Annotated in this window: 17 protein-coding genes; 10 read left to right on the top strand and 7 right to left on the bottom strand. The window is 59.7% G+C overall.

Translation table 11 applies throughout. The features are described 5' to 3' along the window. Positions 1-89: 89 nt before the first annotated feature. On the top strand, positions 90-968 hold the full coding sequence (locus tag BJQ17_RS21715; RefSeq protein ID WP_070096619.1) for a LysR family transcriptional regulator: 879 nt from the start codon (positions 90-92) through the stop codon (positions 966-968). A gap of 62 nt (positions 969-1,030) precedes the next feature. On the opposite strand, the gene BJQ17_RS21720 is transcribed toward BJQ17_RS21715, so the two are convergent. Further along, on the bottom strand, positions 1,031-1,852 hold the full coding sequence (locus BJQ17_RS21720; protein ID WP_003248200.1) for an AraC family transcriptional regulator: 822 nt from the start codon (positions 1,850-1,852) through the stop codon (positions 1,031-1,033). A gap of 129 nt (positions 1,853-1,981) precedes the next feature. Between BJQ17_RS21720 and BJQ17_RS21725 the strand changes: the two genes are divergently transcribed. Continuing rightward, positions 1,982-2,500, top strand: a complete 519-nt coding sequence (locus BJQ17_RS21725) for a carboxymuconolactone decarboxylase family protein (protein ID WP_010953859.1) — start codon at positions 1,982-1,984, stop codon at positions 2,498-2,500. 13 nt (positions 2,501-2,513) lie between these two features. After that, positions 2,514-2,768 carry a glutaredoxin 3 gene (gene grxC / locus BJQ17_RS21730; RefSeq protein ID WP_003248196.1) on the top strand — a complete coding sequence of 85 codons (255 nt, stop codon included), beginning with the start codon at positions 2,514-2,516 and terminating at the stop codon, positions 2,766-2,768. Between the two features lie 91 nt (positions 2,769-2,859). Here the strand turns inward: grxC and BJQ17_RS21735 are convergent, their stop codons facing one another. Beyond that, the gene (locus BJQ17_RS21735; RefSeq protein WP_004576679.1) at positions 2,860-3,954 is read right to left on the bottom strand and encodes a GNAT family N-acetyltransferase/peptidase C39 family protein; all 1,095 of its coding nucleotides are present in this window, start codon (positions 3,952-3,954) and stop codon (positions 2,860-2,862) included. A gap of 94 nt (positions 3,955-4,048) precedes the next feature. Here BJQ17_RS21735 and BJQ17_RS21740 point away from each other — a divergent pair, with 94 nt between their 5' ends. From BJQ17_RS21740 to BJQ17_RS31770, 3 genes are read left to right on the top strand one after another with little or no spacing between them, the layout of a single operon-like run. Next, positions 4,049-5,629 carry a RimK family alpha-L-glutamate ligase gene (locus tag BJQ17_RS21740; protein WP_003248192.1) on the top strand — a complete coding sequence of 527 codons (1,581 nt, stop codon included), beginning with the start codon at positions 4,049-4,051 and terminating at the stop codon, positions 5,627-5,629. A 3-nt stretch (positions 5,630-5,632) separates the two neighbouring features. Beyond that, positions 5,633-6,544 carry a magnesium transporter CorA family protein gene (locus BJQ17_RS21745; RefSeq protein WP_070096620.1) on the top strand — a complete coding sequence of 304 codons (912 nt, stop codon included), beginning with the start codon at positions 5,633-5,635 and terminating at the stop codon, positions 6,542-6,544. Positions 6,545-6,600: 56 nt separating this feature from the next. Then, positions 6,601-6,744 carry a hypothetical protein gene (locus tag BJQ17_RS31770; protein WP_020190204.1) on the top strand — a complete coding sequence of 48 codons (144 nt, stop codon included), beginning with the start codon at positions 6,601-6,603 and terminating at the stop codon, positions 6,742-6,744. Between the two features lie 109 nt (positions 6,745-6,853). Here BJQ17_RS31770 and BJQ17_RS21750 read toward each other — a convergent pair whose 3' ends face one another. Together BJQ17_RS21750 and BJQ17_RS21755 are read right to left on the bottom strand one after the other, a co-directional pair. Next, positions 6,854-7,240 (bottom strand): putative quinol monooxygenase, encoded by a 387-nt coding sequence (locus BJQ17_RS21750; RefSeq protein ID WP_080580378.1) that lies wholly within the window; start codon positions 7,238-7,240, stop codon positions 6,854-6,856. Positions 7,241-7,358: 118 nt separating this feature from the next. Then, positions 7,359-8,366: a zinc-binding alcohol dehydrogenase family protein gene (locus BJQ17_RS21755; RefSeq protein WP_070096621.1), complete on the bottom strand. Its 1,008-nt coding sequence runs from the start codon at positions 8,364-8,366 to the stop codon at positions 7,359-7,361. Between the two features lie 105 nt (positions 8,367-8,471). Between BJQ17_RS21755 and BJQ17_RS21760 the strand changes: the two genes are divergently transcribed. From BJQ17_RS21760 to BJQ17_RS21770, 3 genes are all read left to right on the top strand, one after another. Then, positions 8,472-9,362 carry a LysR family transcriptional regulator gene (locus BJQ17_RS21760; RefSeq protein ID WP_017147641.1) on the top strand — a complete coding sequence of 297 codons (891 nt, stop codon included), beginning with the start codon at positions 8,472-8,474 and terminating at the stop codon, positions 9,360-9,362. 124 nt (positions 9,363-9,486) lie between these two features. Next, a complete protein-coding gene (locus tag BJQ17_RS21765) occupies positions 9,487-10,059 on the top strand; it encodes a TetR/AcrR family transcriptional regulator (RefSeq protein ID WP_198520933.1) in 573 nt (190 codons plus the stop codon). A 47-nt stretch (positions 10,060-10,106) separates the two neighbouring features. Beyond that, positions 10,107-10,583, top strand: coding sequence for a nuclear transport factor 2 family protein (locus tag BJQ17_RS21770; RefSeq protein ID WP_003248177.1), 477 nt, complete (start codon positions 10,107-10,109; stop codon positions 10,581-10,583). Positions 10,584-10,695: 112 nt separating this feature from the next. Here BJQ17_RS21770 and BJQ17_RS21775 read toward each other — a convergent pair whose 3' ends face one another. Next, positions 10,696-11,562, bottom strand: a complete 867-nt coding sequence (locus tag BJQ17_RS21775; protein ID WP_070096623.1) for a DMT family transporter — start codon at positions 11,560-11,562, stop codon at positions 10,696-10,698. A gap of 121 nt (positions 11,563-11,683) precedes the next feature. On the opposite strand from BJQ17_RS21775, the gene BJQ17_RS21780 reads away from it, so the two are divergent. After that, positions 11,684-13,066 carry a PLP-dependent aminotransferase family protein gene (locus BJQ17_RS21780; RefSeq protein ID WP_070096624.1) on the top strand — a complete coding sequence of 461 codons (1,383 nt, stop codon included), beginning with the start codon at positions 11,684-11,686 and terminating at the stop codon, positions 13,064-13,066. Positions 13,067-13,194: 128 nt separating this feature from the next. Here BJQ17_RS21780 and BJQ17_RS21785 read toward each other — a convergent pair whose 3' ends face one another. Next, entirely contained in the window at positions 13,195-14,529 is a 1,335-nt protein-coding gene (locus BJQ17_RS21785) for an ATP-binding protein (RefSeq protein ID WP_014861097.1), read from the bottom strand. Then, positions 14,526-15,185: a response regulator transcription factor gene (locus tag BJQ17_RS21790; protein WP_003248169.1), complete on the bottom strand. Its 660-nt coding sequence runs from the start codon at positions 15,183-15,185 to the stop codon at positions 14,526-14,528. The genes BJQ17_RS21785 and BJQ17_RS21790 overlap by 4 nt, the downstream gene beginning before the upstream one ends. Positions 15,186-15,264 lie beyond the last annotated feature (79 nt).

Below are 15,264 nucleotides of genomic sequence, written 5' to 3' on the forward strand. Positions count from 1 at the left end.
AATGGACGCTTACAGGTTGCACCGCCTTCCTCATTCCGATAAGAAACTAAATTTGGATATTACTTATTCCCCAAAGAGGCCCAATAGCGATGGATCTGTTCGACAGCATGCGCATCTTCGTGCGCGTCGTGGAGCGTGGCTCGTTTTCCGCAGTGGCTCGGGAGCTGAACATGGGGCAGCCGGCAGTCAGCAAGCAGGTCCGTGCCTTGGAGCAGTACCTGGGCGGAGCCGTGTTCGCCCGCAGCACCCGGCACCTCGCCCTCACCGATCAAGGGCAACGCTTCTACAGCCACTGCCAGGAGATTCTCAGCCAGCTGGAGCATGCAACACGCAGCTTCGCCAGCGGCCAGGAGCAGATCGCCGGCCCCCTGCGAATAGCCGCACCGGTCAGCTATGGGAGGCTGTGCATAGCGCCCCTGATCGGGACTTTTCTACAGCGCCACCCCGATGTGCAGATCGACCTGCGCCTGAACGATTACAACGAAGACCTGCTCATGGAAAACATCGACCTGGCTATCCGCATTGGCGTGGTGAAGAGCGAGGGGCTGGTGGCCGTGCCCCTGGGCACCAGCACACGGCGAGTCTATGCCGCACCGGCCTATCTCGAACGCCATGGCCGGCCACGTGAGCCCGCCGAACTGGCAGGCCACAACTGCATCGCCTTCACCTTGCTTGAGCATTACGACCGCTGGCACTTCACCCGTCGTGACGAAGCACTTGAGGTTGCAATCAAAGGCAACGTCACCAGCAACAACAGCGAGGCCATTCGTGAAATGGTCCTCGGTGGCCTGGGCATCTCCCTGTCTCCCCAATGGCTGTTTGCTGCAGACTTCGAGCAGGGTGGCGTGTGTAGCCTGCTCGACGAATACCAGACGACCGCGCTGCCGGTCAGCGCCGTGTTCAGCCTTGAGCGGCGCCGCTCGGCAAGGACGATGGCGTTCATCGATTTTCTTCGGGAGAACGTATAATCCACCCCGATGGGGCGCAGGACCTCGCTCATTGCCTGGCGTACACGTCGGTCGACCAGGCGTCACACCGTCCCCTGCTGCAGCCATTGTTTCGGGCTCGCGCCCACCTTGCGGCGAAAGGTTCGGGCTAGCGCAGAAGGACTTTCGTAGCCGACCTCATCGGCGATCAGGGCAATGGGGCGCCCTTCGCGAAGGCGTTTTTGCGTCAAACTGATGCGCCAGTTCGCCAGGTAGTCCGCAGGCGTAATACCCACGATCTCGCGAAAGTGCGAAGCGAAGCTTGCCCGCGACATGCCCGAAAGATTCGCCAGTTCCGCCACGGACCAATTGCGCTGCGGCTCATCGTGGATCCCCACAAGCGCGCGAGACAGCTGAGCGTTGGCCAGACCCGCCATCATTCCCGAGGCGATGCTGCGGCTGGCGATGAGGTGGCGAAGCAGCTGAATGATCATCAGCTCGAACAAGCGATTGAGAATGACATCACGACCACACTCATCTCCAAAGGCTTCTTCGAACAGCCAGTCAAGGGTGCCATCAAGGCCTTGCAATTCGCCGAGGGGCTTGATGATGAAGTCCGGCAAAGCCAGGGTCAGCGGATTGTTGGCGCCGCCATCGAATTGCAGGGTGGCGCACACTAACTCCGCTTCATCGGCGTCGGTGGCCAGCAAGTGATGCTCCTGCGGGCGCACCGCCAGAATCAGGGTGGGTTCGGTCAACTCGATACGCTGCCCACGCTTGTCCTTGAAGGCCAGACGCCCCGAGCGCAACAGATGGGCGTGCCCGACACTGTGTTGCCCAAGGTGGGTCGTTCCACAGAACCCACCCTGGTGAAACGCACTAGCGTGCAGGTTGAAGTGCTTAAGTAGTGTCGACAGTCGGTCCATAGCGCACTCAGGTTTAGACGATCTGTTGCATAACTTCGACGATCTGAAGCCGAAAGAAAAGTCTGCCTCTCTAGTATGGCCCCCAAGCTTGATAGACAAGCCGGTTACTCAACCTATTGGAGAACGACCATGACTCGTATTACCGCTCTCTCGCTAGACCAGGCGCCTACTGGCTCGCGCGCAGCTCTCGAAGGCATTCAAAAAGGTCTCGGCTTCATTCCCAACGCATTCAGGACCCTGGCGCACGCTCCGGTCGCGCTCAATGGTTACCTGGGCCTCGCCCAAGCGTTGGGTAAAAGCTCACTGAGCGCCGCCGAGCGTGAAGTCGTTGCCCTCGCCACCTCGGAAATCAACGGGTGCGACTACTGCCTGGCCGCACACACCTTCTTCGGCGGCAAGGCGGGTTTGAGCGATGAGGCCGTAAGCCAAGCCCGAGCCGGCACACTCAGCGCGGTTGCCGCACTGGCGCAGCAGATCACGGCAAGGCGCGGCCAGTTGAGTGACGAGCAGATCGCTGCCGCGCGTGAGGCAGGGCTTACTGATAGCAAGATCGTGGAGGTGGTGGCACAGGTCACGCTGTTAACCCTGACCAACTACCTGAACAACATCGCCGCTACCGATATCGACTTTCCGCCATCGGCAAACTAGGAGGGTAACCGCCATGAGCCCTGTGACTATCTATACCACCCCGCACTGCCCATACTGCCTGAGCGCCAAGCGACTGCTGTCGAGCAAGGGCATCACCCCTGACGAAATCAACGTTGAAGCGTCACCCCTGCACCTGGCGGAAATGATGCAGCGATCCCAACGCCGAACCGTCCCACAGATATTTGTTGGCCAGGTGCATGTCGGCGGCTTCGATGACTTGGCACGTCTCGACAGCAAGGGCCAGCTCGAGGCATTGCTTCACGCTTGAAGCGTAGAGTGCTCCGGCATGTGACCCTATCCGGAGCACTGCTTGCGTTCACTCAATGCCCATGCCATACGTACTCACCTGTGCAGCCGTTCTATCGCCCGCGCAACAGCACAGCGGCCCTTACCCGCTGCCTGCCGAAACTGCTCATGCGCTGAAATTCGGCATGGCTTACGGGCAGATGCTGGCAATCCAGGATGCGTTTCTGGCGGCTGTGATCCACATCAGGATCATGCAGGTACACGAATTCGTCATCGCAACCCGTGACCAGAATCCAGTGCGGGGCCTTCAGACGGGTGAAACGGTAGCTGCTAATCAGCACCACCGGCCTGAACCCGGCTTGCAACGCTGAACGCACATCAAGGCCGGGCGCCAGCACCTGATGCACGTCGGTTTCGGCCAACGCCCCGGCAAAGCCATCCTCGACCAATTGCATTACGTCTTTTTTCTGCGCGCTGCGCACCCCATCGAGGAACAGCGATCCAGGCTGGCTGACCACCATGCACACCTCGAACCCGCGGCGCCAAGCCGCCAGTGCAAGCCCCTGCGGGCTGCAGCCGCCGTGCCCTGCCGTCATGAAGATGGTGGTCGCTTCCCGCCACAGTTGAATTTCCTCGCTGCGGTGCATGGCCCGCCCTTGTTCGACCGCAGCCATGGCCATCAAAAGGCAGGCCGCTCCGCAGGTGAACTCGGTCGTTTGCGCGTAGTACGGCACTTGCCGTGCAGGGGGCGGAGCACTGCGCAGGATACGCTTCTCGAAACGCAGCGCCTGGCTGTGGTCTTCGTAGTAGTTCTCAACCACAGCGAAGCGTTGATAGCCATTGCTTTCGTACAAGCTGATGGCCGCAGGGTTGTCCGCGCGCACCTCCAGACGCAGCCATGCGCAATTACGCTCTAGCGCACTTGCCTGCGCCTGCTCCAGCAACTGCTGGCCCAACCCATGGCCGCGCCAGGCCGGGCTTACGGCAATTGAATACAGACGGGAAAGTGACGTGCCGCGATGGAACAGCAGCAGCGCATAGCCGGCCAGATGGCCCTGTTGTTCAGCGACAATAAGGCAGGCATTGGCGCGTCGCACCATCCAGTTGAAATTACGCGGGCTCAGGCGGTCGAGGGTGAAACAGTCCTGCTCCAGGGCAACCAGCGCATCGATATCGGCCACCGATGCAAAGCGAAAATCAAAAGCCATGGCAACACCGTAATGTTTGAGTAACGAACCGGGACAGGTCGGGAAACCCGTGATTTATTGAAGGGGCGTCTTCTTCAACAGGGATCGAATACTCATGTCAGCGGTGCAAGCCAACGTGGCCGAAGTATTGGCCAAAACCGACGTTTCCACAATAACCCTCTCCGAGGAGCCACCCAGTAAGCGGAGCGCCGGTAACCGCTTGTTGATCGTGGTGGAGCGCAAGGAAGACTGGGCCAGCTACTTTCCCAGCGAGAGCCTGATGCTGGCCCAGGATTACTTTGAACACAGCGACGACGTTGCGAGGCGTACGCAGGTAATCAACCTGTGCCGCAGCTACAAGTATCTGGGGCAAGGCTACTACTGCTCGCTGCTCGCCGAGGCACGGGGCCACAAGGTGTTCCCGTCGGTGCGAACCATCAGCGAGCTTACCCGCAAGGCGCTCTATGGCGTGGGGCTGGATGACCTGGAACGCACGCTGGAGCGAGCCCTGGCCGATCACCCTTATGGCAGCACCGAAGCCTTCACCCTCACCTTGTATTTCGGGCGGACCGCCATTGAACCCCTTCAGGATATCGGCCGACAGCTGTTCGAGTCGTTCCCCTGCCCTGTCTTGCTGGTGGAGTTTCGCAGGCGTGACACCTGGCAGATCGACGGGATCAAGGCCGGCGCGCTGCACAAACTGCGGGATGAGCAGCAGCACTTGTTTGCCGACGCGCTGGATGCCTTCAACCGCCGGACGTGGCGCCAGCCCGCCTCGAAACGCCTGGCCCGGTTCGACCTGGCGATTCTGCATGACCCGGCCGAGGCGCTGCCACCTTCCAATCCTGAGGCGCTGGAGCAGTTCATCGAAAACGGCAAACAGCTGGGCATCGATGTAGAGCTGATCGAAAAGAAGGACTATGCACGCCTGGCCGAATTTGACGCCTTGTTCATTCGGGAGACCACGCGGGTGGACGACCATACCTACCGTTTTGCCAAAAAGGCCGAAAGCGAAGGCTTGGTGGTGATCGACGACCCTTCCTCCATCCTGCGCTGCACCAACAAGGTGTATCTCGCCGATCTGCTCAAACGCCACAACCTCGGCGCACCGGCCACGGAAATCCTGTACAAGGACCGCCCGCAGGAACTCGAGCTTGTGGGCCGGCGCCTCGGTTTTCCGCTGGTGTTGAAGATTCCCGACGGCTGCTTTTCGAAAGGCGTGATCAAGGTCGCCGACGCCCAGGCACTGGCCTCGGCGGCACAGGAGTTGTTCGAACACTCGGTACTGTTGCTGGCCCAGGAGTACTGCTACACCGAATACGACTGGCGTATCGGCGTACTCAACGGTGAGGCGCTGTACGCCTGCCAGTACTTCATGTCCAAGGGCCACTGGCAGATCTACAACCACAAGGCCCAGGCCGGCGAAGTCAACGGCCTGTGCCGCGCGGTCCCGGTGGAGCAGGCACCGCCCGAAGTCGTAAAGCTGGCCGTCGACACCGCCAGGCTGATCGGGCAAGGGCTGTACGGTGTGGACCTGAAGCAGACCGGCGACCGCGTACTGGTGATCGAAGTCAACGACAACCCCAACCTCGATGCAGGCACCGAAGACGCCGTGCTGGGTAACGCGCTTTACCAGCGAGTGCTGCAGGCTTTCGTGCAGCGGCTTGAACGTAAACACCTCGGCCAGGCCTGGTAAACGATGATCGAATACTACCTCGCCGTAGACGGTGCGCTTCTTGAGGCCCCCGAGGAACGAGCCAGCGTCTGGTTGTGTGTCGCGCCGGACGCCGCGGAGCAAACCCGGTTGTGCGAGTGCCTGGGGGTCAGTGCCCAGTCGCTGGAGTCCTCCCTGGACCCGGATGAAGTGGCGCGTATCGAGATCAAGCCCGATCACCTGTTCCTGATCTGGAAGCGCCCGGAAAGCTTTGATGGCCGGGTATTCAATGTCTCGTCATTCGGCGTTGTACTCAGCGAAAAGCGCCTGGTGGTGATCTGCGCCGCCAACTCGCTACTCGCCGGGGTAGACCAGCAGGCCGGCATGAGCACCCCGCTGGATGTGCTGATGGCGATGCTGGCTGAGAGCGTGCATCACTACCTGGGCCACCTGCGGGTGGTAAAGCAGGTGGCCCGCGAAATCCAGCTGCAGTTCGATCGGACCATGGACAACCAGCACCTGGTGCAGATGTACAGCCTGAGTGAAAGCCTGGTGTATTACGTCAACGCCATTCAAAGCAATGGCGCCGTGCTAGCCCTGCTGCGCAGCCATGGTCAGAAACACGGCTTCGGGCCCGAACAACTGGAAATGCTGAATGACCTGATCATCGAAAACGAGCAAAGCTACCAGCAGGCGAAGATCCATGCCCAGGTCTTTACCAACCTGATCGAGGCCCGCGGCAACCTGGCCAACAACGGCATGAACCACGCGCTGCGCAACCTGACCATGATCAATGTGGTGTTCCTGCCCTTGAACCTGCTCGCCAGCATCGGCGGCATGTCGGAGTTCAGCATGATGACCGCCGGCCTGCCCTGGTGGTTGACGTTCCCCGCGCTGCTGCTGGCCATGGCGGTACTTGGCGGAGCCATGGCCGTGGCTTTACGGCGTATGGCATGACCCGCCGTGCCAATAAATAGTGTCAACGTGCACCCATCAACCCGCAGGACGAGACCATGGAAAATTCAGACATCGGATTATTTATGCTGGCGCTGATTGCAATTACAGGCACCCTGATAAGTCTGTTTGAACACCGCGCCGTACGCTCAGAAAAACCCAGCATCAAGCAGCCGGCAACCAAAGTTCAGCGGCGTCCTTGAAAGTGAAATGGCGACCTACTCGCAAACTGGCGCCAACGTCCTCGAGAACAGCCATCCACATCGGTCGAGGTAACAGTGCCCCAGGGTGGGTCGCATTGCCTGGCCTGCCTCAGGGACAGGGCGCAACAGCAGATGACACCGGGTCAAGGAAGATCAGTTGCAAGGGCTCTGCCAGCAGCTGTTCAGCCTGCTCGGCAAACCGCTGGAAATGAGCAGTGGTCAGGTGCGCATCCAGGGCCTGCTGGTTATCGAACGCCTCGCGCATGTAGAACGTCCCTGGCTCGTCACGACGTTCGAACAGCATGTAGTCGCGGTTACCGGGCTCCGCCCGAGTCGGTTCGATCAACGCCAGCAAGGCCGCTTTGAGCGTTGGTGCCTGGCCTGGTTTGGCCTTGAGGATGGCGAGGGAAACGAGGGGGTAATCTTGTCGGTTCACATCAAGCTCCTGGTCAGTTGCAAAGAGCAGGCACGGTAGTGCCTGCTTCAATGTGTGCATGCGTTTCACCGGGCGTAGCGCCGGGAATCTGCGCGGCGCAGAGAAACACGGTTCGTTCAAGCATGCATGCTCCTGGCAGACCGGATCGACCGGTCCGCCGTTGTCGGTCAAACAGGTTTCAGAAGCCTTCCAGGACGATCTTGCCGCGCGCCTTGCCACTCTCGACCAGCGCATGGGCACGGCGCATGTTGGCGGCATTGATGGCGCCGAAATGCTCGCCCAAGGTGGTCCGCAGGATACCTTGATCGATCAGCCCGGCCACGCGATCGAGCAGCTCGTGCTGGCGCACCATGTCGTCGGTTTCGTAAAGCGAGCGGGTGAACATCAGCTCCCAGTGCAGCGACAGCGACTTGCGCTTGAGCGGCATGACGTCCAGGGTCTGCGGGTCGTCGATCACGCCCAGGCGACCTTGTGGTCGCAGCACTTCAACCAGTTGCGCAAAGTGTTGATCAGTATGGGTAAGGCTGGCGACATGGCTGACTGACTCGATCCCCAAGGCCTGCAACTGCCCTTGCAGCGGCGCACTGTGATCGATGACGTGATGGGCGCCCAGTTCGCGTACCCAGTTGCTGGTCTCGGCGCGGGAGGCCGTGCCGATAACCGTCAGGCGGGTCAGTTGCCGGGCCAACTGCACCAGCATCGAACCGACGCCACCGGCAGCGCCAACGATCAGCAGGGCATCGCCCTCCCCGCCGCCCTCCACGATACCCAGGCGATCGAACAGCAGTTCCCAGGCGGTGATGGCCGTCAGCGGCAGCGCGGCTGCCTGTGCTGCACCCAGGCTACGCGGTTGATGCCCGACGATACGTTCGTCAACCAGGTGATATTCGCTGTAGCTGCCGGGCCGGGCGATGGAGCCGGCGTAGTACACCTGGTCTCCGGGCTTGAACAGGGTCACCTGGGCCCCGACTTCGCGGACGATACCGGCCGCGTCCCAGCCGAGTATTTTCGGCTCACGCGTGAAAGTGCCAGCGCGCACCTTGGTGTCGACGGGGTTGACCGACACGGCGTTGACCTCGACCAGAAGGTCCCTGGGCCCAGGGCTGGGCTTGGGCATGAAGATGTCTTGAAGAGACGCAGGGTCTTCGATAGGCAAACCTTTGTGGATGAAACTGATCGCTTTCATGGGCACTCGCTGCTGAATGTGGTTTGATTTGGCATTGAGTCTGGCGCGCCTGGCGTCCGGGAAAAACGGGCCCTGCCCGTCAACACTTTCATTGCAGGAGTGATAATGATCCGTCTCGACGACCTGGGCATCTTCGTTCGCAGCGCCGCGCTGGGCAGCTTTACCGCGGCGGCCCGCGAGGCCGATCTGCTACCCGGCCAGGCGGCCGAAGCAGTCAAGCGCCTGGAGCGTGAGCTGGATGTGCGATTGTTTGCCCGCACCACGCGCAGCTTGCGCCTCACAGCCGAAGGCGAGCAGTACCTGCCCTCGGCCCTGATTGCCCTGGAAGCCCTCAGGCACGGGCGCGACAACCTGCGTCAGGAAAGCGCCCAGCTCAGCGGAACGTTGCAGGTAGCCGCGCCCTCCGATCTGGGGCGCAACGTGCTGCTGCCCTGGCTCACGGCGTTTCGCCGAGAGCATCCCCAGTTGAACCTGCGCTTCTTCCTCTCCGACCAGATCGCCGATCTGTTCCGCGATCCGGTGGATATCGCCATCCGCTATGGCCTGAACGCCGACGCCAACTATGTAGCCCTGCCACTGGCACCTTGGAACCGCAAGGTACTGGTGGCCTCGCCCGAGTACCTGGCGCGGGAAGGCACCGTGCAAGCCCCCGAAGATCTGCTCGAACACCAGTGCCTGCTGTACATGCAACAGGGCCGGGTCTACGACAAGTGGCAACTGGGAACGCAGACCGTCCAGGTGCGTGGCGCCCTGCTCTGCGACGACGCCGATATTGCCCGGCGCTGGGCCGTGGGCGGCGAAGGGATAACCTACAAGTCGTGGCTGGATGTGAGCGACGATGTGCTGGCGGGAAGACTTGTCGTGCTATTGCAGGACTACCCCGGGCCGACCATGCCTTTGAGCCTGGTGTGCCCGCACCGCAAGCAGTTGTCGCCTGCGGTAAGGCACCTGCACGCCTGGTTGTCCAGCCGCTTCGCCGAACTGGAGCGCGACTGATCAGCGGGAAGCCAGCCGCCCTGATCGAAAGCACGCCGGCACCCCGCTGCACGCAATCGAATAATTTCAAGCGCTGCTTGACCAGGGAGAACGATCGTTCTACTCTGGCTACATGGATAAGCCAATGACTGACACACGCGAAAAAATCCTGGCGACTGCCGAGAAGCTGATTTACGAAAACGGGATTCACGCCACGGGCATGGACCTGTTGGTAAAGACCTCGGGCGTCGCACGTAAAAGTATTTATCGCTATTTTGCGAATAAAGACGAGGTCGCAGCAGCGGCACTCAATGCACGCGATATACGTTGGATGACGTGGTTCAGAAGTGAATGCGAAAAAGCGCAAACGCCAGAAGCGCGCATCCTTGGCATTTTTGATGCACTCAAAAGTTGGTTCGCGTCAGACGGTTTTCGCGGATGTGCTTTTATCAACACCGCCGGAGAGGTGGGTGACGCAGACGACCCTGTTCGACAGATCGCAAAACTGCATAAACAAAAGCTGCTGGACTACACGCTAGAACTGACCAGCGCATTAGGTGTTAACGATCCGACTGGCTTGGCCAAGCAACTTCTTTTGATTATAGAGGGCACGATAACCGTGGCCCACGTCATGGGTGATCACAGCGCGCTCGACAGTGCACGAGAAATCGCAAGGGTCTTGCTCAAAGATGTGCAGCGCGCAAGCGCTTTAAGTTAAAGAAATACCCACTCAACTGAACCATCCAAACGATTGGAGGCACCACCATGTCCAACGAACACGCTCGTCCGCCACTTCCTCCTTTCACTCGCGAATCGGCCATCGAAAAGGTCCGACTTGCCGAAGATGGTTGGAATACCCGTGAGCCGGAAAAGATTGCGCTGGCCTATACGGTGGACACCCAATGGCGTAACCGTGCCGAGTTTGCAAACAACCGTGAAGAAGCTCGGGACTTCCTCACTCGCAAGTGGAAGAAAGAACTGGACTACCGCTTGATCAAAGAGCTCTGGGCCTTCACCGACAACCGCATCGCCGTCCGTTACGCCTACGAGTGGCACGACGATTCGGGCAACTGGTTCCGCTCCTACGGCAACGAAAACTGGGAATTTGAAGCCGACGGCTTGATGCATCGCCGCTTTGCCTGCATCAACGACATGCCCATCAAGGAAAGCGAGCGAAAGTTCCACTGGCCACTGGGTCGCCGTCCGGATGATCACCCAGGTCTGAGTGAACTGGGCCTGTAATTCAGGTTTAACCTGATCCTTTTACATAAAGGATCAGGTGTTTTGTGCAACTCAGCCCGGGGTCAGACGGCGGGGGCTATACCCAACTGTTTGACTGGGCATGACGCTGTGCTTAGGCATATTTCCTGGCCCCGTAAACACAGATGACAGCCCCCAGCGTCACGAGAAGCATCGTCCAGCTGACATGCTCGTGCAAAAGCAACGCTGCCAGCCCAAGCCCCATGAACGGCTGAAAGAGTTGCAGTTGACCCACAGCCGCAATCCCTCCCTGGACGAGCCCTCGGTACCAGAACACAAACCCGATCAGCATGCTGAACAGTGAAACGTAGCCAAAGCTGAGCCATGCAGGAGCACTTACCCTGGCAAAGTCATCAGGGGCTGGAAGATTGACCACCGTCAGCAGCAGCATGACCGGTAACGCTACAAGCAATGCCCAACTGATTACCTGCCAACCACCCAATGTCCGCGAGAGGCGCGCCCCTTCGGCATAGCCCAAACCACAGACCACAACCGCAGCCAACATCAGCAGATCGCCCACCGCCGATGCCTCGCCTCCGTTCATCAAGGCATAGCCAACGACCAGCCCGGCACCTGTCAACGAGCACAACCAGAACAGTGGCCGAGGTCGCTCACCGCCCCGCAGAACCGCAAATACTGCGGTACACAATGGCAGGAGCCCGACAAAAACAATGGAATGAGCAGAGGTGATGTGCTGGAGGGCGAATGCTGTCAGTAGCGGGAAACCGATAACGACGCCGAACGCTGTTACGGCCAATGGCGACAAATCCCCCCGTTTGGGGCGAGGCTGCCGTAGCACGATCAGGAAAAGCGCACCCAGCATGGCGGCAATTGTTGCCCTGGCACAGGTCAGGAACGTAGGTTCGAAAGCCGTGACTGCCACTCGGGTGGCCGGCAACGAGCCTGCAAAGATGGCGACGCCTATGAAACCATTGAGCCATCCGCTTGCTGATTTTTCCATCGGTAAGTCCTCGATAAGCCAAGGTTCAGTACATCACCGACAGGCTCGCCCAGGCCATGTACAATCCAATACACTTAAACCGAACTGTTAGGCATATTTATCCAGCACAGTTGAGGGTGTGATGAAACGGAGCGCAACGCGAATTCGAACTGTCATGGGTGAGATCCAGTCGCGGATAGCCTCTCGAACCTACACCCCGGGCGCGAGAATCCCCTCGGTCCGCGCGATGGCTCAGGCCATGCAAGTGTCGGTTTCTACGGTGCTTGAGGCCTATGAAAGGTTGATGGCAGAGGGTGTACTCAACTCTCGCCCTGGCTCCGGCTTTTACGTAGCCGGGCCAGTGGCACCCCTGGTGCTCACCGAACTCGGCCCAAGGCTTGATCGTGAAGTGGACCCGCTGTGGATCTCGCGCCAGTCTCTAGACACCGCTAGCGATGCGTTGAAACCGGGGTGCGGGTGGCTACCGGCCTCCTGGATGTTCGAAGCCGGCTTGCGCAAGGCGCTTCGCACCGTTGCCCGTTCAGACACGTCGAAACTGACGGAGTACGCCTCGCCACTTGGGCATCTGCCGCTCAGGCAGTTCCTGTCACGCAAGCTGACAGGGATCGGGGTCGAAGCCCCTCTTGAACAGCTCATGCTCACTGAGTCCGGCACCCACGCCATCGACCTGATCTGCCGTTTTCTGCTTGAGCCGGGGGACACTGTGCTGGTCGACGACCCCTGCTATTTCAATTTTCACGCACTGCTGAAAGCGCACAGGGTGAACATCGTAGGCGTTCCCTACACCGCGACGGGCCCGGACATCGATGCATTCGGCGCTGCCCTGCTCGCGCATTCTCCCCGGTTGTACATAACCAATTCAGGCATCCACAACCCGACCGGCGCTACCCTGTCTCCGGTCACGGCACACAGGTTGCTGAAGCTGGCCGACAACTCCAGCCTGGTGATTGTAGAGGACGACATCTTCGGGGATTTCGAGAGTGCGCCAGCGCCACGGCTGTCTGCCTTCGATGGCCTCTCTCGTGTCATCCAGATCGGTAGCTTTTCCAAGACCATCTCCGCTTCGATTCGATGCGGCTACATCGCGGCTCGCAGTGACTGGATCGAGAGCCTGGTCGATCTCAAGATTGCGACCACATTCGGGGGTGGCCGCCTGGCCGCGGACATCATCCATCTGGCGATTACCGATAGCGGGTACCGGAAACACATGGAGAGTGTTCGCCTCAGGCTGGCCGAGGCTATGGACAGAACGGTAGCGAGGCTTCGGGCCATTGGCATCAAGCCCTGGATAACGCCCCAGTCAGGCATGTACGTCTGGTGCCAACTCCCTCAAGGCAAGGATGCAGCAACGCTGGCTCGGGCTTGCTTGAATGAAGGTATAGTGCTGGCGCCTGGTAATGCGTTCAGCCAGTCGATGGCTGCGGGTGATTTCCTCCGTTTCAACGTTGCCCAATCAGGTGATGGCAAAATTTACGAAGTGTTGAAACGGGCGCTGAGTGCTTAGTCGCGTGACCATCCCCGTTCTGCCTGAGCAAGGATCGTTAGATGCAGGCCTTCATCTCCTTACATTCAACCTGGCCGAGGCTCGGGTATCAGGAAAGCACTGTTGAACGTGGTGAGTTCCAGGGTCTTTCAGGATGGGGCAAGCGGTAACCAGATGCAGACTTCAAACCCATCGCGTCGACCTGTTGCCGGGGAGAACAATGCCATACGCGCGTTTACCCCCTGCACGATGGTTTTGGCAATCGCCAAGCCCAGCCCTGAACCACTGATCTCACTGTGACCGCGCACAAAACGCTCGGTCAGGTGCTCTAATACAGACTGCGGCACTGCCGGGCCGCTGTTGACTACCCGCAGCTGTGCCTGATCGGTGAGACTGACTTCGACCGGTTGGTCCGTTGCACCATACTTCAGCGCATTCTCAATCAGGTTGCGCAGCAGGATGCCAAACGCGTCCGGGTCAATGATCGAGTACACGCCGGCCTGACTTGGCAACTGCAACTCGATGCGCTGCCCGCTGCGCTGGTTCCACTCGTCGACGCCGTGGGCAAGCAACGGAATCAGGTCTTGTGGCGTTTCGGACAACAGCCCGCCGCCCTCCGCTTTGGCCAACTGCATGAGCTTTTCTGAAAGCCTTGAAAGCTCGCGCAACGCCTGCTCGATCTTCTGCGCACGCAGTCGCAGCGGACCTTCCGGCGCTTCGTGGTGTAACCGCTGGATCTGCGCCAGGGTCGAGGCCAATGGTGTGCGCAGCTCGTGAGCGCTGTTGGCGGTAAAGCTGCGCTCGGCCTCAAGGGCGTTGCGTAAGCGCTCCAGCAGGTGATTGACCGCCTCCGCCAACGGATCGATTTCTGCTGGCAGGTGCGCCACCTTGATCGGCGACAAGTCACCCACACCGCGCGTTTCAATGGCACGACGATAAGCCCGCACGCTGCGCAGGCTGAAACGTACAAACAACCAAGTGCCCGCCAGGCTGACAGGAATCAACACCATTAGAGGCAACAACAACGCAAACAAGGCCTCCCGCGCGGCTTCACGACGATGACCAAGCGGTTCGGCCATCTCGATGAACAGTGTCTGGCGCAATGCGCTAGCGCCATACAATCGGTATTTTTCAGAAGTGGAAAAGCCTTCAGACGGTTGTCGGTTGAAAATCTCCGGGTTGGCGTCGTGAGATTGCATCAGGATCTTGCCCTTGGCGTCGCGCACCAGGTAAGTCAGGTACTCCTTGTGCATCTTCAGCGTCGCGACGTGTTGTGCAGTCCGGGATTCTTCCCGATTGCTGATTTCCAGCACAGCCAAGGGCAGGATGCGTTGTGCTGTCTCTTCCAAGGCGCTATCGAACGCTTCGTTCAACTCATGCCGCACCACGAGCCAGGCCCCCACTGTCGCTACCAGCCAGAGTATGGTCATACCAAGCGTCAGCCCCAGGCCGAGACGTATCTGCAGGCTCGAAGACGGCTTCATGCGGACATTAACCGGTAGCCCATGCCTCGCACGGTTTCGATCAGTTCGCGTCCGAGTTTTTTACGTAGACGGCTGATGTATACCTCGATGGTATTGCTCTCGATTTCAGCGCCGAACGCATACAGCCGCTCTTCGAGCTGCGACTTTGACAGCAGTGCGCTGGGGCGCTGCACAAACGCTTCGAACAGCGCCCATTCCCGCGCCGTGAGGTCCACCGTCGCACTGCCCCGCTGCACCGTGCGGGCACTCATGTCGACCTGCAAATCACCGAGTTTGATCTGTGGATTGGGGTTGCCGCTATAACGGCGGCCCACCGCTGCCACGCGGGCCGAGAGTTCAAACAGGTCGAACGGTTTGACCAGGTAGTCATCGGCGCCAGCGTTCAGGCCGGCGATACGATCGGAAATCTGATCCTGGGCGGTCAGGATAATCACGGGGGTCACGTCTCCTGCCGCGCGTTGTTGACGCAGAAAGTCCAACCCGCGCCCGTCCGGAAGCATCAGGTCCAGCAAGATCAGGTCATAAGGCGTGGTGCGGACGCTGTTGCGCGCGTGGTCCAGGCGCTGTACCCAATCGACGGCGTGGCCGTCATCGGCAATCTGTTCGCGCACCGCTTCACCCAGGCCTGGAGCGTCCTCAACCAATAGAACCCGCATCTGACATCTCCTGAGATGGTTGCCTTGCAGCACCTTAATCGCCTTGCCTGATGTGAATCTGAAGATTCAGCTGGCTGTC

This window comes from Pseudomonas sp. NBRC 111139 (assembly GCF_001753955.1).
Taxonomy (GTDB): Bacteria; Pseudomonadota; Gammaproteobacteria; order Pseudomonadales; family Pseudomonadaceae; genus Aquipseudomonas; species Aquipseudomonas alloputida.